Annotated in this window: 18 protein-coding genes; 13 read left to right on the top strand and 5 right to left on the bottom strand. The window is 71.8% G+C overall.

Going from position 1 to position 19,274, the window contains the following annotated elements; all coding sequences use genetic code 11:
• Position 1 precedes the first annotated feature (1 nt).
• Positions 2-1,630 (top strand): hypothetical protein, encoded by a 1,629-nt coding sequence (locus MU521_RS11210; RefSeq protein ID WP_092692115.1) that lies wholly within the window; start codon positions 2-4, stop codon positions 1,628-1,630.
• A 52-nt stretch (positions 1,631-1,682) separates the two neighbouring features.
• Here MU521_RS11210 and MU521_RS11205 read toward each other — a convergent pair whose 3' ends face one another.
• Positions 1,683-2,843 carry a LolA family protein gene (locus tag MU521_RS11205; RefSeq protein WP_092692118.1) on the bottom strand — a complete coding sequence of 387 codons (1,161 nt, stop codon included), beginning with the start codon at positions 2,841-2,843 and terminating at the stop codon, positions 1,683-1,685.
• Between the two features lie 82 nt (positions 2,844-2,925).
• Here MU521_RS11205 and MU521_RS11200 point away from each other — a divergent pair, with 82 nt between their 5' ends.
• From MU521_RS11200 to hypF, 11 genes are all read left to right on the top strand, one after another.
• Positions 2,926-3,648, top strand: a complete 723-nt coding sequence (locus tag MU521_RS11200) for an ABC transporter ATP-binding protein (RefSeq protein WP_092692121.1) — start codon at positions 2,926-2,928, stop codon at positions 3,646-3,648.
• Positions 3,648-4,904 (top strand): ABC transporter permease, encoded by a 1,257-nt coding sequence (locus tag MU521_RS11195; RefSeq protein ID WP_092692123.1) that lies wholly within the window; start codon positions 3,648-3,650, stop codon positions 4,902-4,904. The genes MU521_RS11200 and MU521_RS11195 overlap by 1 nt, the downstream gene beginning before the upstream one ends.
• A gap of 110 nt (positions 4,905-5,014) precedes the next feature.
• Positions 5,015-6,229, top strand: coding sequence for an NADH-quinone oxidoreductase subunit B family protein (locus MU521_RS11190; RefSeq protein ID WP_092692126.1), 1,215 nt, complete (start codon positions 5,015-5,017; stop codon positions 6,227-6,229).
• A gap of 3 nt (positions 6,230-6,232) precedes the next feature.
• Positions 6,233-7,762 carry a nickel-dependent hydrogenase large subunit gene (locus MU521_RS11185; protein ID WP_092692129.1) on the top strand — a complete coding sequence of 510 codons (1,530 nt, stop codon included), beginning with the start codon at positions 6,233-6,235 and terminating at the stop codon, positions 7,760-7,762.
• Entirely contained in the window at positions 7,752-8,402 is a 651-nt protein-coding gene (locus tag MU521_RS11180; protein ID WP_092692131.1) for a hydrogenase maturation protease, read from the top strand. The genes MU521_RS11185 and MU521_RS11180 overlap by 11 nt, the downstream gene beginning before the upstream one ends.
• Positions 8,402-8,638, top strand: a complete 237-nt coding sequence (locus MU521_RS11175) for a HypC/HybG/HupF family hydrogenase formation chaperone (protein WP_092692133.1) — start codon at positions 8,402-8,404, stop codon at positions 8,636-8,638. The genes MU521_RS11180 and MU521_RS11175 overlap by 1 nt, the downstream gene beginning before the upstream one ends.
• On the top strand, positions 8,628-9,722 hold the full coding sequence (hypD, locus tag MU521_RS11170; RefSeq protein ID WP_092692135.1) for a hydrogenase formation protein HypD: 1,095 nt from the start codon (positions 8,628-8,630) through the stop codon (positions 9,720-9,722). The genes MU521_RS11175 and hypD overlap by 11 nt, the downstream gene beginning before the upstream one ends.
• A complete protein-coding gene (gene hypE / locus MU521_RS11165; protein WP_092692138.1) occupies positions 9,719-10,747 on the top strand; it encodes a hydrogenase expression/formation protein HypE in 1,029 nt (342 codons plus the stop codon). Before hypD ends, hypE begins: the two co-directional genes overlap by 4 nt.
• Positions 10,748-10,749: 2 nt before the next feature.
• Positions 10,750-11,130 (top strand): hydrogenase maturation nickel metallochaperone HypA/HybF, encoded by a 381-nt coding sequence (locus MU521_RS11160; RefSeq protein ID WP_092692141.1) that lies wholly within the window; start codon positions 10,750-10,752, stop codon positions 11,128-11,130.
• Complete coding sequence (gene hypB, locus MU521_RS11155; protein WP_092692143.1) at positions 11,127-11,897, top strand: hydrogenase nickel incorporation protein HypB; 771 nt, start codon at positions 11,127-11,129, stop codon at positions 11,895-11,897. The genes MU521_RS11160 and hypB overlap by 4 nt, the downstream gene beginning before the upstream one ends.
• Positions 11,890-14,193, top strand: coding sequence for a carbamoyltransferase HypF (gene hypF, locus MU521_RS11150; protein WP_092692145.1), 2,304 nt, complete (start codon positions 11,890-11,892; stop codon positions 14,191-14,193). Before hypB ends, hypF begins: the two co-directional genes overlap by 8 nt.
• On the opposite strand, the gene MU521_RS11145 is transcribed toward hypF, so the two are convergent.
• Positions 14,167-14,823: a helix-turn-helix domain-containing protein gene (locus MU521_RS11145; protein WP_092692148.1), complete on the bottom strand. Its 657-nt coding sequence runs from the start codon at positions 14,821-14,823 to the stop codon at positions 14,167-14,169. The genes hypF and MU521_RS11145 overlap by 27 nt on opposite strands.
• Before the next feature lie 125 nt (positions 14,824-14,948).
• Between MU521_RS11145 and MU521_RS11140 the strand changes: the two genes are divergently transcribed.
• Complete coding sequence (locus tag MU521_RS11140) at positions 14,949-16,007, top strand: Brp/Blh family beta-carotene 15,15'-dioxygenase (protein ID WP_092692151.1); 1,059 nt, start codon at positions 14,949-14,951, stop codon at positions 16,005-16,007.
• 42 nt (positions 16,008-16,049) lie between these two features.
• Here MU521_RS11140 and MU521_RS11135 read toward each other — a convergent pair whose 3' ends face one another.
• The 3 genes from MU521_RS11135 to MU521_RS11125 all read right to left on the bottom strand — a co-directional run bounded on the left by MU521_RS11135 (position 16,050) and on the right by MU521_RS11125 (position 19,265).
• Entirely contained in the window at positions 16,050-16,631 is a 582-nt protein-coding gene (locus tag MU521_RS11135; RefSeq protein WP_245681176.1) for a DUF8121 family protein, read from the bottom strand.
• A 121-nt stretch (positions 16,632-16,752) separates the two neighbouring features.
• Entirely contained in the window at positions 16,753-19,029 is a 2,277-nt protein-coding gene (locus MU521_RS11130; RefSeq protein ID WP_092692155.1) for a CDC48 family AAA ATPase, read from the bottom strand.
• Positions 19,026-19,265, bottom strand: coding sequence for a DUF7127 family protein (locus MU521_RS11125; RefSeq protein ID WP_092692157.1), 240 nt, complete (start codon positions 19,263-19,265; stop codon positions 19,026-19,028). The genes MU521_RS11130 and MU521_RS11125 overlap by 4 nt, the downstream gene beginning before the upstream one ends.
• Positions 19,266-19,274: the final 9 nt, after the last annotated feature.

The raw sequence follows: 19,274 nt of genomic DNA, 5'->3' as shown, positions 1-19,274 counted from the left end.
GATGGCGGGCCAGCTGGCGACCGACCTGCGACACGGCGTCCGGATCGCGACCGTCGAGGTTCGTCGGAGCGTCCGGGCCGTCCTCGCCAGCCGCCGGCAGCTCATGGGCATCGCACTCCTGCTCGTGTTGTTCTCGCCGGTGCTGTTCTCCCTGCTCTCGGGCGGGTACGCGCTCGGTCTCCGGTACCGGAGCGGGACGGACCTGCCGGTCGTCGAACTGCTCCGCCCCCAGATCGTCGCCTGGATCGGGTCGCTCGCGGTCGTGTTCGGCCTCCGCGCGCTGGAACGAGCCGGTGACGCGGACCACGCCGATCTGCTGTTGACGCTCGTGCGGCCCCGGGCGGTCGTCACCGGCCTCGTCCTGGCGGAGTACGTTCGCGTCGTCGCCGTGTTCGGGAGTCCAATCGTCGCCGCCGTGGCGGCCTTCGCGCTGGGTGCCGGAACGCCCATCATGATCCCGGTCGCCGCCGTCGGTGTCCTCCCGTTGCTCGCGCTCGGGCTGACCGGCGGGTTCACGCTCGGCTATCTCGTGCGGCTCGGGTATCGACGCCTCGGCTGGTCCAATCCGTCGGGCGCGTGGGCGAGTCTTCTCGTCGCCGGCGTGATGATCCTCGGCGTGAACGTGTTCGCGCCGTCGAACCCCGTCGAACTGCTGGAGTCGCTCGCGCCGCTGGGTGCCGTCCCGGTCGGTCCGTACGCCGACCTGTTGCTCGTCGCGTCGCCGGTGGCCGTCACCGTCGGCACGCCGTCGCTGGTCGCCGCCGCCATCGTCCTCGGAGCGATCCCGCTGCTGTTGGCCGCCACTTGGCAGCTGGCACCGGCCGTCTGGTACGCCGATCCGGTCACGACCGACGGGACCAGCGTGCGGGCGCGACTCTCCCACGCGGCGATGCCCGCCGCCCTCGCCGGCCGACAGGTCACGCGACTCGTCTGGTGGCAGTGGGTTCGCGGAGTCCGTGCCCCCGCCCAGTTCGTCCACCTGACCTACTTCCTGTTCATGGCGTTCCCCATCGCGCAACTGGCCGTCTCCAACCCGCGGTCGTCGATCTTGCCCGTGTTCGTCGCGGTCCTCGGCGCGTTCCTCGCCGGCGGGTCCTTCGGGCTGAACCCGCTGGGTGCCGAGGGGTCGATGCTCCCGGCGGTCCTCACGACACCCTCGCCCGGGCGGACGCTGGTCCGTGCGCGCATCCTCGCCGGCACCCTGCTGTGGCTCCCGGTGACCGTACTGGGGGTCGCACTCGCCGGCTGGTACAGCGTTCTCGGTCCACTGAATCTCGCGTACGTGCTGGTGTACACGGTCGTTCTCACGGGCTTCAGCAGTCTGCTGGCGCTGGGGCTGGGCGCGTTCGCGCCGCGGTTCGAGGCCGTCCGCGCGTTCGGGGGCGTCGAAGCCCCGACGCCGACGACCGCCGCCCTGCTCGGGCACTCCTTCCTCACGACCGTCGTCGCCGTCGCCGGCATCGCGGCGGTCTTCGTCCCCGTCGTGGTCGACGCACCTGTCTTCGCCGGCGGGTCGGCACGACTGGTCCAGGTGGTTGGCTTCCTCGCGTGGGCCACCTTGCTCGCGCTGGCCGCGGCGGGCTGTTACCGCTACGCCGTCGCACGACTGGACGGGTACACCTACGAGTGAGGCACTGGAGCCGTTAGAAATTGGAACGATTCGTGACCGTCGTCCGGGCGGATCAGTCCGCCGCGACCAGCGGTGCGGCGATCTCGGCGAGGCGGTCCTGACCGAGCGAGCCCGCGACGCCGTAGGTCCGGCCGTCGGCCTCCCAGAACAGCACCGTCGTGTCGCCCTGCGTGAGGACCGTGACGGTCTCGTTACCCACCGTCAGCGACTCGCCGTCCGTGTCGAAACGGGCGAGCGGGTTCTGCTCGGACGCCACGACGACGAACTCGGCCGTCCCGTTACCGTAGACGCCAGTCACGGTCGCGCGGTCGCCCTGCGTGCCGACGACGGCGCTCTGCAGTTCGAAGCCGGCCGGGACCGCGGGCTCGGTGACGGGGAAGTCCACGGCCGCGTCCGCCTCGGCGAGCGTGTCGTAGCTCGTCCGATCGAACGCGCCCGACACGACCTGCTGGTCGGTCGGCGGCTGGAACGCGCTCTCGTGGATCGCCACGTCGAACCGGAACGACTCGAAGCGCATCGTCGTCGTCACCGTCCCGTTGGCCCCGGTCACCACGGCTTCGACCTTCCGGAGTCGGTAGTCGTCGGTGTCGACCCAGACCGTGAGGTTCGCGTCCTCGATCTCGTCGAGTCCGTCACTGACGTTGGCGTAGCGCTCGTCGTCGGGCAACTCCGTCGAGCCCGTGTATTCCACGTCGAGGACGTAGGTCTCTTCGCCGTCGACGGTCGCCGTGCCGCGGTTTTCCACCGAGGTGTTCGCGTCGAGTTTCTCGACGACTCCGGTGACGTTGACCTGTTCGAGTCGCTCGGACTGGCTGGCGTTGGGCGAGCGGACGACGGGTGGGCCGGTCGGGCCGTCGAGCCACACCACCGAGCCGTTCGTGGCGACGGTCGTGTTCGCCACGCGGTCTGGGGCGAGTACGTCGATCCGGTAGCCGTCCGGCGCGAGATACTGGACCTGCGCGCGGGCCGACCGCTCGATCCGGTCGGTCTCGTTCTCGTAAGTCACGTCGACGGCGACGGTGCCGACGAAGCTGTCGGCGTCGGCGTACCGCTCCGCGGTGCGGTCGAGGGCATCCTCGCCGCTGGGTGCGGCCGTCCCGTCGGGCTGGACGGCCATCCCAACGACGACGCCGGCCCCCAGCAGGACCGCGACGATGGCGACCATCCGGAGGGAGAGAATCCCCCGGTCGGAGTCACTGGCGGGAGGTGTCACGAAGTCGTCTAGGGACGAGACCCGCTTAACGCTTCGGTCGGTGCGCGTAGCGTTCAATTGTCTGGAGCCCCTGGTTCGGTCGATGACAGGCGACGTGGCCAGCGCCGAGCCGCCGGCCGTCGAACTCGACGCCGTGTCCCGCACGTACACCCGCGGCGAACCGGTCTACGCCCTCGACGACGTGTCGCTGAGCCTCGCCCGAGGCTCCTACACCGCCGTCATGGGCCCCAGCGGATCGGGCAAGAGCACCCTCCTCAATCTGGTCGGCTGTCTCGACACGCCGACGGCCGGGACCGTCAGCGTCGCCGGCGAGGACGTATCGACGCTCGCGACCCGTCAGCGCGCCCGCGTCCGCGGCCAGGAGGTGGGCTTCGTCTTCCAGACGTTCAACCTCATGCCACGGCTGACCGCCGAGGAGAACGTGGCCCTCCCGCTGGTCTTCCAGGAGGTCGCGCGCGAGGAGCGCCTGGAGCGAGCCCGCGACCTCCTCGACCGGGTTGGGCTTGGTGACCGCACCGATCACCGGCCGTCGGAACTCAGCGGCGGTCAGCGTCAGCGCGTCGCCATCGCTCGTGCGCTGGTGACCGACCCGGCCATCGTCCTCGCGGACGAACCCACCGGCAACGTGGACACGGAGACCGGCGAGCGGATCATGGGCCTGCTGGACGACCTCCACGCGGCCGGCAACACGATCCTGCTGGTCACCCACCAGCGAGCCATCGCCGACCGGGCAGAGCGCATCGTGCGGCTCCGTGACGGTGAGATCGAAGGCATCGACCAGGTCGACGTGGAGGGAGCGGCCTGATGGACGCCGCCGAGAGCCTGCGGCTGGCGGCGCGGTCGATCCGCGGCCACAAACTCCGTGCGGCGCTGACTGCACTGGGTATCGTCATCGGCATCGCGGCCGTCATCACCTTCGTCACGCTCGGGGCCAGCGTCAAGGCCGAAGTCGTCGGGCAGTTCGACGACTCGCCGGCCAACCGTGTCTTCCTCGTCGCCACGCCCGGCGACGACGGCGGCCCGCCAGCCGCGCTCTCCCAGCCCGTGTTCACCGAGTACGACGTGGGCAGGATCGGCGAGTTCGAAGGGGTAGATCGAGTCGTCCCCCGCGGCACTATCGCCACCTCAGCGCTCTCACGCGGGGGTGAGACCGTCGCGAGGGACCAGGTGACCGCGACCACGCCCGCGCTGTTCGAGAGCGTCACGTTCCGCGAGGGCGGGGCCTTCGCCGACGCAAGTTCTGGTGAGGCCTGCCCCGCCGAGATGGCCGTGACCCCCTCGGCCGCCGCGTTGTTCCCCGGCAATCTCTCGGTCGGTGACCGGGTGTCCATCACCCAGCGTGGGAACCGAACGCGGAACGTCACGGTCGTCGGCGTCCTCGCGGACGACGCCGGGCTGAACCCCCTCGCTGGTTTCGGCTCCCGACCCCGCTTCTACCTGCCGACCTGCGCGTACGACACCGTCGTCACGAGCCCCACCACGGGGACCCGCCAGAACGTCTACCCGCAGGTGACCGTCATCGCCGCGAACCCCGGTGACACTGCCGCTGTGCAGACCCGCGTGCAGGACTACCTCGACACCGAGTCCGACGCCGCACAGCTGGCTCCCGGGAGCTACGAGGTCAGCGCCCGGACCAACGAAGACATCGTCGAGCGCATCGAGAACGTCGTCGACCGGCTCACGCAGTTCGTCACCGGCATCGCGGTCATCTCCCTGCTCGTCGGTGCCATCGGCATCGCCAACATCATGCTCGTCTCGGTGCGCGAGCGGACCAAGGAGATCGGGATCATGAAAGCCGTCGGCGCGACCAACCGCGACGTGCTCCAACTGTTCCTCGTCGAGGCCCTGCTGCTGGGCGTCGGCGGGGCAGTGCTGGGGGTTCCCATCGGCGTCGCGGGCGGCTGGGTCGCCGTCACGTACGCGGAACTCCCCCTGACCCTCCCGCTGGTCTGGGTCGGGGCGGCCATCGGCATCGGCCTCGTGGTCGGCGTCGTCTCGGGGCTCTACCCGGCCTGGAGCGCGGCGCGCGTCGACCCCATCGACGCGCTCCGCTACGAGTAGCCACTTAAACTCCCCAACCATCCGGGGTCGGAGGATACGCGCCCGGAGCCGTTACGGTCCGGTACCGTACTGTGCCGGGGGCGGTCCCGACACCGGCACGCCGGAAAACCATGTCCACGGAACGACACCGACCAGTCGAGACCGCGCGACCGACCGAGCGCCCGGACTTTCTGGAACTGGTCCGCGAACGGGAGGCCGGCGCAGTCGTCGACGAGCGCGCCGACGCGATCCGCGCGGCGCTCTCGACGGCGACCCGTGGTGGCCTCGACGTCGTCTGGATCCAGGGCCAGTCCTGTACCGGGTGTACCGTCTCCCTGCTCCAGAGCGAGTACCCGGCTATCGAGGGTGTCCTCAGCGAGTTCCGGGAGCAGAGCAGCTTTCACACGACACTGATGAGCGAGACCGGCACGGACGCGATGAACGCCATCTCGACCGACCCGGACGTGCTGGTCGTCGAGGGCGCGATCCCGACCGAGATTCCCCGGGCTGCGACGCTGGGGACCGACGAGCGGGGCAAGCGCAAGCCGGTGGTCGACTGGGTGATCGAACTCGGCGAGCGCGCGGACGTGGTGTTGGCCGTCGGCACCTGCGCGGCCTACGGCGGGTTGCCCGCCGCCGGTCGCCACGACAGCCGCCGCGGCGAGGTCGGCACCGATCCGACCGGCGCACGCGGCCTCCAGTTCGACGGCGAGGAGCCCGGCGGCGTGTTCGGCCCCGACTTCGAGGCCGGGTCGGGCCTCCCGGTCGTCAACGTCCCCGGGTGTCCGGCCCATCCCGAACATGTCCTGCTCACGCTGGCGACGATCCTGAACGGGCACGAGCCGGACCTGGACGCGCTCCACCGGCCGCTGCCGCTGTTCGGGCCGCTCGTCCACGACGACTGCGAGTTGCGCGAGCAGTACGAGCAGGGCGAGTTCGCCGACGACCCCGGCGACGACGGCTGTCTGTACGAGGCCGGGTGCGCGGGCGTCCACGCCTACTGTGACGACTCCGTGCGGCTGCGCAACGGCGGCACCGCTATCTGTCGGGACGTGGGCGCGCCCTGCATCGGCTGCGTCGAGCCGGCGTTCTGGGACCGGTTCACTCCCTTCTACGAGAAACGGGAGGACCGCGGCGACGCCGGTCTCGACGAGCCCTCGATCATGCGGTCAGACGACGACGCCCCCACCTGGGAGATGCGCGCCGTCAGCGCCGTCGTGGCCTGCCTGTGCGTGCTGATCGCCGCCCCGGCGCTCCCGGTCGCGGCCGCCCTGTCCGCGCTGTCCCGGTGGCTCGGCGACGGGGAACCGATCAGCTGGCGCGACAGCGACCTCACGGAGGCCTGACCGATGCCCGAAATCGAGATCGACCCGACCACGCGCATCGAGGGCCACCACGCGACGACGCTGGAGGTCGAGGACGGCCGCGTCGTCCGGGCCGAAAGCGAGATGAACATGTTCCGGGGCATCGAGTCCATCACGCACGGGCGGACGCCCTCGGACGTGCCCCAGGTGACACAGATGGTCTGTGGCGTCTGTTTCACCTGCCACCGCCAGGCGTCGATCCTGGCCCTGGAAGACGCCGCGCGACGCGCCGGCGTCTTCGACGGCGTCCCCGTCACCGGGCGGCTCCTCCGGGACGTGATGGAGGGGCTGTTCCTCATGTGGAACCACGCGGTCCACCTGTTCGTCCTGGCCGGCCCCGACTACAGCGACGCGGTCGCGGACACGGGGTTCGACCGCCTCGACCCCGTCGAGGGCGCGGGGTACCAGACGGCGCTGGCCCGCCAGCGCGACCTGCTCCAGGCGTTCACGGAGTTCGGGGGTCGCGCGCCGCACCCGCTGACCTACGCCCCCGGCGGCGTCACCGCGGACCCCGACGAGGCGGCGCTGACGGCGGTCCGGGAGGCGCTGTCGGGTGTCGACGAGTGGCTCGGACCGACCGAGGCGCTCCCCGAACACCTCGAACGCGCCCGCGACGGCGGCCCCGTCCCCGAGCAGGGGGTCGGCACTTACGACCTCTGTTGCCTGCTGCTGGCCGCCGCTGACGCCGGTGCCGACGGGTTCGGCGTCGGCCCCGGCCGGTTCTACGCCAACGGCATGTTCTACGGCACCGGCGACGACTCGCTGGTGTTCCCTCGCGGGATCTACGACGGGGAGGCCCTCTCGCGGCCCTCGCGGGACGAGCTGATCGAGGGGATCACCGAGGACGTGAGCCACGCCTGGTACACGGACGCCTCCGGCGGTCGGATCGACGAGGCCCCCGCGCCCGATCCCGACCCGGAGAAAGCCGACGCCTACTCTTGGGGGAAAGCCCCCCGGTTCGAGGGCGAGACGATGGAGACGGGGCCGCTGGCCCGACAGATCGCCGCCCGGTCCGATCCGTTCGACCTCCGGGCGGACCTCGGGAACGGGGTCGCCGCGAGCAGCACGTTCAACCGCCTGGCAGCGCGGGTCCAGGAACTTCTGGCGACCCGTGACCACCTGCTCCGGTGGCTCGACGCCGTCGACCTCGACGCGCCGACGAAGGCCGACTGGACCGACGAGTTCACCGGCACCGGCGTCGGCTTCTGGGGGGCGTCCCGCGGCGCCCTCTCCCACTGGGTCCGGGTCGAGGACGGCGAGGTCGAGGGATACCAGATCGTGACCCCGACGACCTGGAACCTGAGCCCGCGGGACGCGGACGGCCAGCCCGGCGTCTTCGAGGAGGCCGTCGAGGGCATGTCCGTCGCGGACGTCTCCGACCCGGTGGACGTGATGCGGACGGTCCGGTCGTTCGACCCCTGTCTGGGCTGTGCGGTCCACGTCCAGAGCCCCGAGGGGTCGTTCGAGACGAGGGTCGAGCCGCACGCACCCGGAGGGTCCGCCGATGGCCACTGATCGTCTGCCGTGCCGGTCGGCGGCGGCGACGGCCGTCGTCGGCGTCGGCAACCCGACGCGGCGCGACGACGGCGTCGGCCGCGCGGTCGTCCGTCGGCTGGAACTGCCGGCGGTGGAGACCGCCTTCGCCGGCACGACCGCGATGTTCGCCCTCGAAGCGCTCAGCGGTCACGAACGCGGGGTCGTCGTCGACGCCGTCGCCGACGACGCGCCGGCGGGGACGGTCGGCCGCTACCGACTGGACGCGCCGCCCGACGGGACGCCGGAGGTGACGCTGCACGATTTCACCATCGCCGACGCCCTGCGGTCCTGTCGGAGCGTGTACGATCTGCCGGAGCGGCTCGTCCTCGTCGGGATCGTCCCCGCCGCGGTCGAGGTCGGCGTCGGAGTGACCGACCCGGTCGCGGCGGCGGTCCCGACGGCCGCGGCGCTGGTCCGTGCCGAGTGCGGTCTCGCCCCCCAGCACGACGGAGGTCAGACCATGCAATCGACCTGGTACTGCGAGGACTGTCAGGAACGCATCGACGCGGAGGCGCTCGACGACCACGAGGCCCGCGGCCACCGCGTTCGGGGCCGGATGCGCCCCGAGCGGTTGCTGGCCCAGGACCCGTGGGAGACCGGCGAGGGAGGTGACGGCTGATGTGTCTCGGCGTCCCCGGCGAGGTCGTCGAGATCGACGGCAACGAGGCCCGAGCGGACTTCGGCGGTGCCGAGAAGTGGGTCCGCATCGACGTCGTCGGCGCGGACCTGTCCGTCGGCGACTACGTGCTGAACCACGCCGGGTTCGCCATCCGCAGGATCCCCGAGGCACAGGTCGAGCGGACCGTGGAACTCTACGAGGCCGCCGCGACCGGGGAGGTGGCCGATGACGACTGACGCGCTCTCGTTCCGGGACCCCGACCGGGCCGACCGGCTCCGGGACCGCCTGGAGCGACTCGTCGCGGCGGTCGACGGCGACGTGCGCGTGATGCACGTCTGTGGCTCCCACGAGGAGGCCATCGCGGAGTTCGGCATCCGGAGCGTCCTGCCCGACGGCCTGACGGTCGCGATGGGGCCGGGCTGTCCGGTCTGTGTCACCGACCGGCCGGAGGTCGACGAGGCGGTCGCGCTCGCCGAAGCCGGCCACGTCGTCGCCACCTACGGCGACATGATCCGGGTCCCGGGCACCGAGAAGAGCCTGGCCGCGGCCCGCGACGCCGGTGCGGACGTCCGGACCGTCTACAGCGCCAGCGAAGCCGCCGACATCGCCCGCGAGACCGACCGCGAGGTGGTCTTTTTCGCCACGGGGTTCGAGACGACCGCCGCGCCGACGGCCGCGGTCCTGCGCGAGGGACCGCCCGCGAACTTCTCGGTGCTGTCGGCCCACAAGTACGTCCCGCCGGCGATGGACGTGGTCGCCGACCACCCCGACACCCGCATCGACGGCTTCCTCGCCGCCGGGCACGCCGCCACCGTCACCGGGACCGACGTGTTCGAGTCCGTCGTCGAGCGCCACGACCTCCCCGTCGTCGTCGCGGGGTTCGAGCCCCTGGACGTGCTGGCCGCGCTCGTCTTCCTGCTGGAGGACCTGCGCGACGGCGAGGCGACGGTGACCAACGCCTACCCGCGATGCGTCGCCGACGCCGGCAACGAACGGGCTCGGACGGCGCTGTGGGAGGTGTTCGAGCGCGTCCCCGGCGAGTGGCGCGGGATCGCACAGGTGCCCGACGCCAGCCTGCGCATCCGCGAGCCCTACGCCGAGTACGACGCGCGCCGCCGGTTCGAGATCGAGACGCCGGCCGACGACGGCCGCGGGAGCGACTGCATCTGCGGCGAGATCATGGCCGGTCGCGCCGCCCCGCGGGACTGCCCGCTGTTCGGCGAGGCCTGCACGCCCCGCTCGCCGGTCGGGGCCTGCATGGTCAGCGACGAGGGGCCGTGTCGGATCCAGCACGCCTACGGGGGTGACCGGCGGCCGTGACCGACCGGACCGTCACGCTGGCCCACGGTGCCGGGACCGAGCGGACCCGGGAGTTGCTCGCCGACCTCGTGGTCGACCGGTTCGGCGACGCCCCCGCGGACCCGGCCGGCGTCGGCCTCGCCGCGCTGGACGACGGGGCGGTGCTCCCGACCGACGACGGCGCGGTCGTGATCACCACCGACAGCCACGTCGTCGACCCCCCGTCTTTCCCGGGCGGGGACGTGGGCCGGCTGGCCGCCTGCGGGACGATCAACGACCTCGCGGCCATGGGCGCGACGGACCCGCTCGGACTGAGTTCCGCGGTCGTCGTCGAGGCCGGGACGCCCGTCGACCGGGTCGACGCCTACCTCGACTCGATGGCGGCGGTCTGTGACCGGGTCGGCTGTCCCGTCCGCACCGGCGACACGAAGGTCGTCCGCGACGGCGAGGTCGACGAGGTGGTCGTCACGACCACCGGCGTCGCGCGCATCGAGCGGGGCGCACACCTCCCGGCCGCCGGGCTCTCGCCGGGTGACCGCCTCGTGGTGTCCGGGCCGGTCGGCGACCACGGCGTCGCGTTGCTGGCGGCCCGCGAGGACTTCGAGTTCGCCTCGCCGCTCACCAGCGACGTGGCCCCGGTCGCCCACCTCGTCGCCGCCGCCCGCGAGGTCGGCCGGGTGACCGCCGCGACCGACCCCACCCGCGGCGGGTTCGCGACCGCCGTCAACGAACTGGCCGACGCCGCCGACCTCGGGCTCGTCGTCGAGGAGCGCGCCGTCCCGGTCGCCGACGCGACGGCCGGTGCCGCGGAGGTGCTGGGGATCGACCCGCTGACCGTCGCCTGCGAGGGGCGTATCGTCCTCGGGGTCGCCCCGGAGGACGCCGAGCGCGTCCGGGACCGCCTGCGCGACGAACCCGGCGGCGCGGACGCCCGGATCGTCGGCCGCGCCGTCGCCGACCACCCCGGCGAGGTCGTCCTCGATACCGGCGTCGGCGAGCGGTACCTCCCGGTCCCGACCGGCGAGACGCTGCCTCGGATCTGCTGAGCATGCACGAACTGACCGTCGCACGGCGGCTGGTCGACCGCGCCGTCGCGACCGCCCGCGACCACGACGCCGACCGGATCGACGCGCTGACCGTCCGGATCGGCGCGGCCACGCACGTCGTCCCCGACCAGATCGCGTTCTGCATCGAGACCATCGCCGAGGGCACGCCCGCCGAGGACGCGACGGTCCGGTTCGAGCGCGTGCCCGCCCGCGGCGAGTGCGCGTGCGGTTGGGCGGGCGAACTCGACACGCTGGCGGACACCGTCGCCGGCGCGCCCGACCGCCGCTGCCCCGAGTGCGGCGGCGGGGTCACCCTGACCGCCGGAACGGAGTGTGGACTGACGCGCATCGAGACCCCCGACCCGCGAGACACCCACCCATGAGACACGCACGACTCCCCTTCCCACGGTTGCACGGCCTGCTGGACGACGCGGTACCGCTCCGGACCCATCGGTTCGGCCACGGCGACGCGGCCGAGGCCGCGACCGACGACGCCGAATCGGACGTGCTCGAAGCCGTCCGCGAGCGAGCCAGGGGCGTCCACGAGCGCCTGGCCCACGACGCGGACGTCTTCGCGGTCGAACTGCTCGGCGCGACCGGCAGCGGCAAGACGGCGCTGGTCGAGCGCCTGCTGGAGGGTCCCTTCGCCGCGGAGACGGTCGGCGTCGTCGCCGGCGACGTCTCCGGCACCGACGACGCCGACCGCTACCGGGACCACGGCGTGGCGGTCGCCAACGTCACGACCGGCAAGGACTGCCACCTCGACCCCCAGCGCCTCGACGCGGCGCTCGACGGGTTCGACCTGGACGCCCTCGACGTCCTGTTCGTCGAGAACGTCGGCAACATGGTGTGTCCGGCGGACTTCCCGCTGGGTGCGCACCGCCGGCTCGTCGTCGTCAGTCCCACCGAGGGCGACGACGTGGTGCGGAAACACCCGCTCCTGTTCCAGGCCTGTGACGCCGCCGTCATCAACAAGGTGGACGTCGCCGACGCGGTCGGAGCCGAGGTGGACCGGATGGCGGAGGACGTGACGACGGTCGCACCCGACACGCCGACCCTCCGGACGAACGCCCGGACCGGTCGCGGCATCGAGGACCTCGCGGCGCTGCTGGACGCCGCCCGCACCGACGCCGCACGCCACCATGGCTGAGACGACCGACCGCCGCGCCGTCGAGGTCGTGGTCACCGGCACCGTCCAGGGCGTGGGCTTTCGCCCGTTCGTCGCCCGGACGGCCGCCGAGTACGACCTCGACGGGCGCGTCCGCAACACCGACCGCGGCGTCGTCGTCCGCTTCGAGGGGGCCCCGGACGCGGTGTCGGCCGCCGTCGACCGGCTCCGGTCGGACCCGCCGCCGCTCGCGAGCGTCGACGCCGTCACGGCCAGCGACCGCGAGCCGACGGGCGACGGCGGGTTCGACATCGACCGCTCGACCGCCGACGAGGAGCGGACGACGCTCGTGCCACCGGACACCGGCCTCTGTCCGGCGTGTCGCGACGACATCCGCGATCCCGACTCCCGGTTCGCGGGCTACTGGGCCACCTCGTGTGTCGACTGCGGGCCGCGGTTCGCCGTCACCGAGGCGCTTCCGTACGACCGCGAGCGGACAGCCATGGCCGCGTTCCCGCTCTGTGAGGACTGCAAGCGGGCCTACGAGGACCCGACCGACCGGCGGTTCCACGCCCAGACCGTCGCGTGCCCGACCTGTGGCCCGACGCTGTCGCTCCGGGACGCCGACGGGACGGAACGGGCGACCGGGACCGCGGCCCTGGACCGCCTCGCGACCCGGCTCCGGGCCGGCGAGATCGTCGGCATCAAGGGGACCGGCGGCGCGCACCTGAGCTGTCTCGCGACCGACCCCGAAGCCGTCGAGCGCCTCCGCGAGCGAACCGGCCGCCCGGCCAAACCCTTCGCCGTCATGGCCCCCTCGCCGGCCGCGGTCGAGCGGTTCGCGTCCGTCTCCGAGGCCGAGGCCGAGACGCTGACCGACCAGCGACGCCCGATCACCGTCCTCGACGGCAACGGGGCGACCTGGCTCGACGCGGTCGCACCCGGACTCCACACGGTCGGCGTCATGTTGCCCTACAGCGGCCTCCACCACCTGTTGTTCGGCCGGCTCGACGCGCCCCTCGTGATGACGAGCGCGAACCCGCCCGGCCGCCCGATGTGTACCACGAACGATGCCCTGCTGGACCTGGACTGTATCGACGCCGCGCTGGTCCACGACCGGCGGATCGTCGCCCGCTGTGACGACAGCGTGGTCCGTCACGTCGACGGCGAGCGGCGGTTCCTCCGGCGGTCCCGCGGGTGGGTGCCCGAGCGGCTCCCGAACCCCGTCGACGCCGGGGCGACCGTCCTCGCGGTCGGCGGCCGGTCGGACGTGACCGTCGCCGTCGCGGACGGGTCGAGCGTCGTCCCGAGCCAGCACGTCGGGGCCGTCGACGACCCCGCGACCGCCGCCTTCCTCCGGGAGGCCACCGACCACCTCCTGTCGCTTTGCGGCACCGACCCCGACGTCGTCGCTCACGACCACCACCCCGGGTTCCGGACGACCGACGTCGCCGACGACCTGGCCGGCGAGTCGCACGGCGTCTACCACCACCACGCCCACGCCGCGGCCCTGCTCGGCGAACACGAACGCGAGCGGGCGGTCGTCGTCGCGGCGGACGGCACCGGCTACGGTCCCGACGGCGTGGTCCGCGGCGGCGAGGTCCTCGACGCGACGCTGTCCGACAGCGGCCGCGTGGGCGGGCTGAGCGAGTTCCGCCTGCCCGGGGGCGAGGCCGCCGTCGAGCGACCCGCCCGGATCCTCGCCGCACTGTTCGACGAGGAGCGGGCGGTCGCGGCGGTCGCGCGCGACCCCGAGATCACGCTGGATGCGGCCGCGACGATCCACGAACAGGCCGCCAGCGGGCTCAACAGCCCGCCCACGAGTAGCGCCGGGCGCTTCCTCGACGCCGTCAGCGCCCTCCTCGGGTGCTGTCACGAGCGCCGGTACCGGGGCGAGCCCGCGCTCCGGCTGGAGGCGCTGGCCGCCCGCGGTGACCCGATCGACGTCGAGCCACCGGTCGAGCGCCGCGGCGGCGAGCGGGTGCTGGTCGTGGACGAGGCGATGACGCTCATAGCCGACCTCGCCGCCGATCGGCCGGCCCGGGACGTGGCCGCGACCGCACAGCGGCTCCTGGCGGACGGGCTCGCGACGGTCGCGATCCGGACCGCCCGCGAGCGCGACCGCTCGGCGGTCGGTTTCACCGGCGGCGTGGCGTACAACGACGCGATCACCCGGCGGTTCCGGGAGCGAGTCGAGGCGGCCGGCCACACGTTCCTCGGGCACCGGGACGTGCCGCCCGGGGACGGCGGCCTGGCGTACGGGCAGGCGGTCGCGGCGAGCGCCCGCCTGTCCGACGCCTGCGCCCCCGGTTCAGACGACGAGCAGGTCGTCGAGTAGCTTCGCCTGTGCGGCCGCCAGGTGTTCGGTGAACGTCGAGGTGTCGATCTCCAGGCGGTCGGCCACCTCGGTCGCGTTCGCGTCCCGCGGATGCTCGAAGTACCCCATCCGGTAGGCCGTCCTGAGGACTTCGCGCTGGCGCTCCGTCAGCCGACCCCGATCGATCAGCGCCTGGTCGCCGTGGCCCTCACCGTCCCCGTCGGCGGACTCCCGGAGGAGGTACCGCACCTCGACGCGCTCGGCAGTCCCGTCCAGTTCGCTGACGACCTCCCTGAGTCGCTCGACGTCGTCGAGGTGCAGCGTCACCACGAGGACGCCCTCCGGTTCGACGCGAACGTCGGCGACGGGCACGCCGAGGGACTCGATGGTCTCACAGGCGCAGTCGCCGGTCGCGGCCCGAGTGTACTGGTACACTTGCTCCTCGCCGACCTCGACGACCTGCTCGGCCTCCGCGAGCGCCCCGTCCCCGTTCGCGGCGACGTCGCCGTCGACGCGGAACTCCTCGGTGAACTCCCCGTCGAGCCGGGTCCAGTTGACCGCCGTCACCGGCGCGTCGCTCTCGGTCGCCAGCCGGGCGACGGGGCACCCGCTCGGTCCGTGGACTGCCAGTTCGGCTCGCACGCCGGGCATGCGCGCGGCTAGGGATTTTCCCCATATAACTCCCCGGCGGCGTTCCCAGTTCCCGGGTTCGGCCCCGGCGGTCCCCAAGCGTTTGGGGTGCCCGGTTACCGCGGTGGCACCCCTACGTCCCGTCGATGAGCACCACCACCAGCCGGCTGTTCGGTCGCGGCGTCGAACCGACGGTGCACTCGCTCTCGCGGGCGGCGCTGGTGAGCGTCGCCGCCCTCTTCCTCGGGCTCCGGGTCGCGGGAGCGACGGTACCGATAGCGACTCAGGCCGCCGTCTACCTCCTCGGGATGGTGGCCCTGAACCTGCCCCACGGCGGGTACGAACACTTCGCGAACCTCCGGCGGCGCACCGCGACCTTCCGGTTGTGGTACGTCGCCGCCTACCTCGCGCTGGCCGCTGCCTTCGTCGGACTGTTCCTGATCGCGCCGGTCGCCGGCCTCGCGCTGGCGATCCTCGTCGCCGTCCTCAAAGGCGGCGGTGGCGACCTGCACGTCCTCGCGGCGACGACCGGGACCGGCCACCTCCGGACCCGCGGCCAGCGCGTCCTGGCCGTTCTCGCCCGCGGCGGTGCCGTGATGGCCGTCCCCGTCCTCGCCTTCCCCGACACCTTCCGTGCGTTCAGCGGCCTGATGGTCTCGATGGTCGACCCGGCGGCGATGGGGGCCATCGCCCCCCACTTCGGGCTGACCCGCCCAGTGATCGGGCTCGGGTACGCCGGTGTCGTCGCCGCCCACCTCGGTCTCGGGTACCTGCGCCGGCCGGACACTGGTGCCTGGCTGGCCGACGCCACCGAGACCATCCTCCTGATCGGGTACTTCGCCGTCGTCCCCGTGATCGTGGCCGTCGGACTGTACTTCCCGCTGTGGTACTCCGCCAGGCAGGTCGCCCGGGAACTGGCCGTCGACGCCGCGCCCGAGACGGGCGGCCGGGACCTGCTCGGGGGCCGGACCGCGAGCGTCGGCGAGGTGGCGCTCCGGGCCTGGGTCGCGCTGGTCGCCGGCGCGCTCGCGACGGCCGCCGTCGCCGTGGCGTTCTGGATGCTGGTTCCGACGCCGCTCCCGACCGACTCCTGGCTGTTCGGCGGCGTCGCGTTCTGGAGCGTGTTCATCAGCGTGATCGCGCTCCCACACGTCGTGGTCGGGGGTCTCCTCGACCGGACGCGGGGCATCTGGCACGTCCCCTGAGAGCGGGCCCAGCGAGCGCCCGGGCCCGTGGGCGCTCGCGGACTACCGACCCGCGGCGTCCGGAAAGTCGAGGTTCAAGCGCCCGTCGAGCCTGTAGTCGCTCGCCAGCACACCCCCACCGTCGAGTTCGACGGTCGCGTCGATCGAAAGGGTACCCTCGGCCTCCGGGTGGGGGTCGACCAGCAGGCCCAGCGTGCTGATCGTCTCGTCGGCCAGATCGTCCAGGTCCGTGATCTCGACGCGCTGACCCCGTTCCCCGTCCGGGACCGAGAGCGCGACCTCGGGCGGCGGCGAGCTGTCGCCAGAGACCGGCGACGCGACGGCCACCGTCGCGGGGGCGTCCCGAGGTGGCATCCACACCCGGAGCGTGATCGCCTCCACGAGAGTCCCGTCCCGGTGCCAGATCTCGAACGGGAGGCGGATCGTCCCGTCGTCGACGCGCCCGTCGACGCCGACGGTGGCGATCTCCTCGCCGTCCGCGGTGAAACTGAGGTACTTCCGCTGGCTGGACTCACCGTCGACCGTCGGATCGGAGAGCGTCCGTGCCTTCCCCGGTGCGCTACAGCCCGCTGTCGCGACCACGCCGACACTGGCCGTGAGGCCGAGGAACGTGCGTCTGTCCATGTCGGTACTATATCACCACGTATGAAACTACCAGCGATGGGTCAAGTCGGCGTTTGAGTAACTTTTCGCGCCGAGTGGTTCGCGCCTGTGGGGCGAACCCGAGGCGAAAAAAGGTGGGGTGCTATTGGAAGGTCCGGCTGACCGTGTCCTCGTCGACGGCGGGCTCGGCGGTGTCGAAGCGTTCTTCGATCTCGTCGTAGCGCTCGCGGGTCTCGTCGTCGATGCTGGGGCCGACTTCGTCGAGCGCGTTCTCGAAGTGGCCCATCGTCACGCGGACGTTGCCCACGCTCTCGCCGACCTCTTCGGGGGAGACGCTGTTGATGAACGCCCGGGAGGCGGCCATGGAGGCCTCGCGGGTCAGCGCCTCGATGTCGGCACCGACGTAGCCCTCCGTCTTGCGGGCCAGCTTGTCCAGGTCCACGTCGTCGGCCAGGGGTTTGTTGCGGGTGTGGACTTCCAGGATCTTCCGGCGGCCGTCCTCGTCCGGGACGGGGACGTGGACGTGGCGGTCCAGCCGGCCCGGCCGCAGCAGCGCCGAGTCGATCAGGTCGGGCCGGTTGGAGGTCGCGATGACGACCACGTCCTCCAGGGACTCGATGCCGTCCAGTTCCGTGAGCAGTTGGGAGACGACCCGTTCGCCGACGCCGGAGTCGCCGGAGTTGCGGCCCCGCTCGCCCGCGATGGCGTCGATCTCGTCGAAGAAGATCACGGTCGGTGCGTTCGACCGGGCCTTCTCGAAGATCTCGCGGACGCCCTTCTCGGACTCCCCGACGTACTTGTTCAGCAGTTCGGGGCCTTTCACCGAGATGAAGTTCGACTGGGCCTCGTTGGCGACGGCCTTCGCGAGCAGGGTCTTCCCCGTGCCCGGCGGGCCGTACATGAGGACGCCCTTCGCGGCCTGCATGTCCAGTTCCTCGAACACCTCGGGGTACTCCAGCGGCCACTGGATGGTCTCGCGGAGCCGTTCCTTGGTGTCTCCGAGGCCGCCCACGTCGTCCCAGCTGGTATCGGGCACTTCGACGAACACTTCACGGAGCGCGGAGGGTTCGATTCCCTTCAGCGCGTCCTTGAAGTCGCTCTCGGTGACCTGCAACCGCTCCAGGACTTCGGCGTCGATCTGATCCGATTCCAGATCGAGTTCCGGGCGGATGCGCCGGAGCGCGTTCATCGCCGACTCCTTGGTCAGCGATTCGAGGTCAGCGCCGACGAACCCGTGGGTGTTCTCGGCGTACTGGTCGAGGTCGATCCCGTCGGTCAAGGGCATCCCGCGGGTGTGGACCTGCAGGATCTCCTTGCGGCCGTCCTTGTCCGGGACGCCGATCTCGATCTCGCGGTCGAAGCGACCGCCACGGCGAAGTGCGGGGTCGATGCTGTCGACCCGGTTGGTCGCGCCGATGACGACCACGTCGTTGCGCTCGTCGAGGCCGTCCATCAGCGAGAGGAGCTGGGCGACGACCCGGCGCTCCACGTCACCGGAGGTCTCGCCGCGCTTGGGCGCGATGGAGTCGATCTCGTCGATGAAGACGATGGCCGGTGAGTTCTCCTCGGCCTCCTCGAACACCTCACGGAGTTGCTCCTCGGACTCCCCGTAGTACTTCGACATGATCTCGGGGCCCGAGATGTTCGTGAAGTACGCGTCGATCTCGTTGGCGACGGCTTTCGCCATCAGGGTCTTCCCGGTACCCGGCGGGCCGTGGAGGAGGACGCCTTTCGGCGGCTCGATGCCCAGCTGCTGGAACAGCTCGGGGTGGCGCATCGGGAGTTCGATCATCTCCCGGACCTGTTCGAGTTCGTCGTCGAGGCCGCCGATGTCCTCGTAGGTGACGTTGGGCGTCTCCTGGCTGGCGGCACCGCCCGCACCGCGTTCACCGGCGATCTGCTCGGCGGGCTTCTCGCTCACCTGGATGTCCGTCGAGTCGGTGACCACGACCGTCCCGGACGGGTCGGTCTCGGCGATCTTCAGCGGGATCTTCTGGCCCGACATCGAGGACAGCGGACCCAACCCGAGCGAGAACGGGACCGTCTGCCCCGTGGTCACGGCCTGGCCCGAGAGTTTGTTCCGGATGTGCGGGCCGACGTTGCCCCGGACCCGGAGGTTCTGGGGGAGCGCGACCGTGATGGAGGTCGCGGGCTGGACGTCTGCGTCCTCGACCTCGACGGAGTCGTCGATGCCGACGTTGGCCTCCTGGCGGAGCTGGCCGTCGATTCGCACGACGCCCTTGCCCTCGTCTTCGGGATAACCGGGCCAGACACGAGCGACCGCGCGGCCGCTCTCTTGCCCTTCGATGACGATGTAGTCGCCGTTCTCGACGCCCATCTCGGACATTGCGGCACGGTCGATGGCCGCGAGTCCGCGACCCGCGTCCTTCTGTTTCAGGGGCTTGACGGTGAGTCTCATGCGTTCACCTCGACAGTGAGGACGCCGTTTTTGATAAACGCTTGCGCGTCCTCACCGCTCTCGACGTCGAACTCGTACTGCTCGTCGTCGGCGACGACGATTGCCGTGTCACCGACTACGTCCACGCTCGCGTCACGCCCGACACCCACGTCGGCAACGAACACGACCGCACCGTCGTCGTACTCGCGACGACCGACGGGGCCTTCCGCCGCTCTGAACTGCTCTTGACCATTCATACTAACTCT

Origin of the sequence: Halorientalis regularis, from assembly GCF_023698535.1 — an archaeon.
Classification (GTDB): Archaea; Halobacteriota; Halobacteria; order Halobacteriales; family Haloarculaceae; genus Halorientalis; species Halorientalis regularis.
Note: the sequence above shows the minus strand (reverse complement) of the source record. Positions and strands in the feature narration are given on the sequence as shown.

What these genes read in the sequence shown, in the direction of transcription:
- MU521_RS11160 (WP_092692141.1), top strand. Translation starts at nt 10,750, where the DNA reads ATGCACGAACTGACCGTCGCACGGCGGCTGGTCGACCGCGCCGTCGCG.
- MU521_RS11185 (WP_092692129.1), top strand. Translation starts at nt 6,233, where the DNA reads ATGCCCGAAATCGAGATCGACCCGACCACGCGCATCGAGGGCCACCAC.
- MU521_RS11145 (WP_092692148.1), bottom strand. Translation starts at nt 14,823, where the DNA reads ATGCCCGGCGTGCGAGCCGAACTGGCAGTCCACGGACCGAGCGGGTGC.
- MU521_RS11125 (WP_092692157.1), bottom strand. Translation starts at nt 19,265, where the DNA reads ATGAATGGTCAAGAGCAGTTCAGAGCGGCGGAAGGCCCCGTCGGTCGT.
- MU521_RS11175 (WP_092692133.1), top strand. Translation starts at nt 8,402, where the DNA reads ATGTGTCTCGGCGTCCCCGGCGAGGTCGTCGAGATCGACGGCAACGAG.
- hypD (WP_092692135.1), top strand. Translation starts at nt 8,628, where the DNA reads ATGACGACTGACGCGCTCTCGTTCCGGGACCCCGACCGGGCCGACCGG.
- MU521_RS11130 (WP_092692155.1), bottom strand. Translation starts at nt 19,029, where the DNA reads ATGAGACTCACCGTCAAGCCCCTGAAACAGAAGGACGCGGGTCGCGGA.
- MU521_RS11210 (WP_092692115.1), top strand. Translation starts at nt 2, where the DNA reads ATGGCGGGCCAGCTGGCGACCGACCTGCGACACGGCGTCCGGATCGCG.
- MU521_RS11180 (WP_092692131.1), top strand. Translation starts at nt 7,752, where the DNA reads ATGGCCACTGATCGTCTGCCGTGCCGGTCGGCGGCGGCGACGGCCGTC.
- MU521_RS11135 (WP_245681176.1), bottom strand. Translation starts at nt 16,631, where the DNA reads ATGGACAGACGCACGTTCCTCGGCCTCACGGCCAGTGTCGGCGTGGTC.
- hypB (WP_092692143.1), top strand. Translation starts at nt 11,127, where the DNA reads ATGAGACACGCACGACTCCCCTTCCCACGGTTGCACGGCCTGCTGGAC.
- MU521_RS11195 (WP_092692123.1), top strand. Translation starts at nt 3,648, where the DNA reads ATGGACGCCGCCGAGAGCCTGCGGCTGGCGGCGCGGTCGATCCGCGGC.
- MU521_RS11190 (WP_092692126.1), top strand. Translation starts at nt 5,015, where the DNA reads ATGTCCACGGAACGACACCGACCAGTCGAGACCGCGCGACCGACCGAG.
- MU521_RS11200 (WP_092692121.1), top strand. Translation starts at nt 2,926, where the DNA reads ATGACAGGCGACGTGGCCAGCGCCGAGCCGCCGGCCGTCGAACTCGAC.
- MU521_RS11140 (WP_092692151.1), top strand. Translation starts at nt 14,949, where the DNA reads ATGAGCACCACCACCAGCCGGCTGTTCGGTCGCGGCGTCGAACCGACG.
- hypF (WP_092692145.1), top strand. Translation starts at nt 11,890, where the DNA reads ATGGCTGAGACGACCGACCGCCGCGCCGTCGAGGTCGTGGTCACCGGC.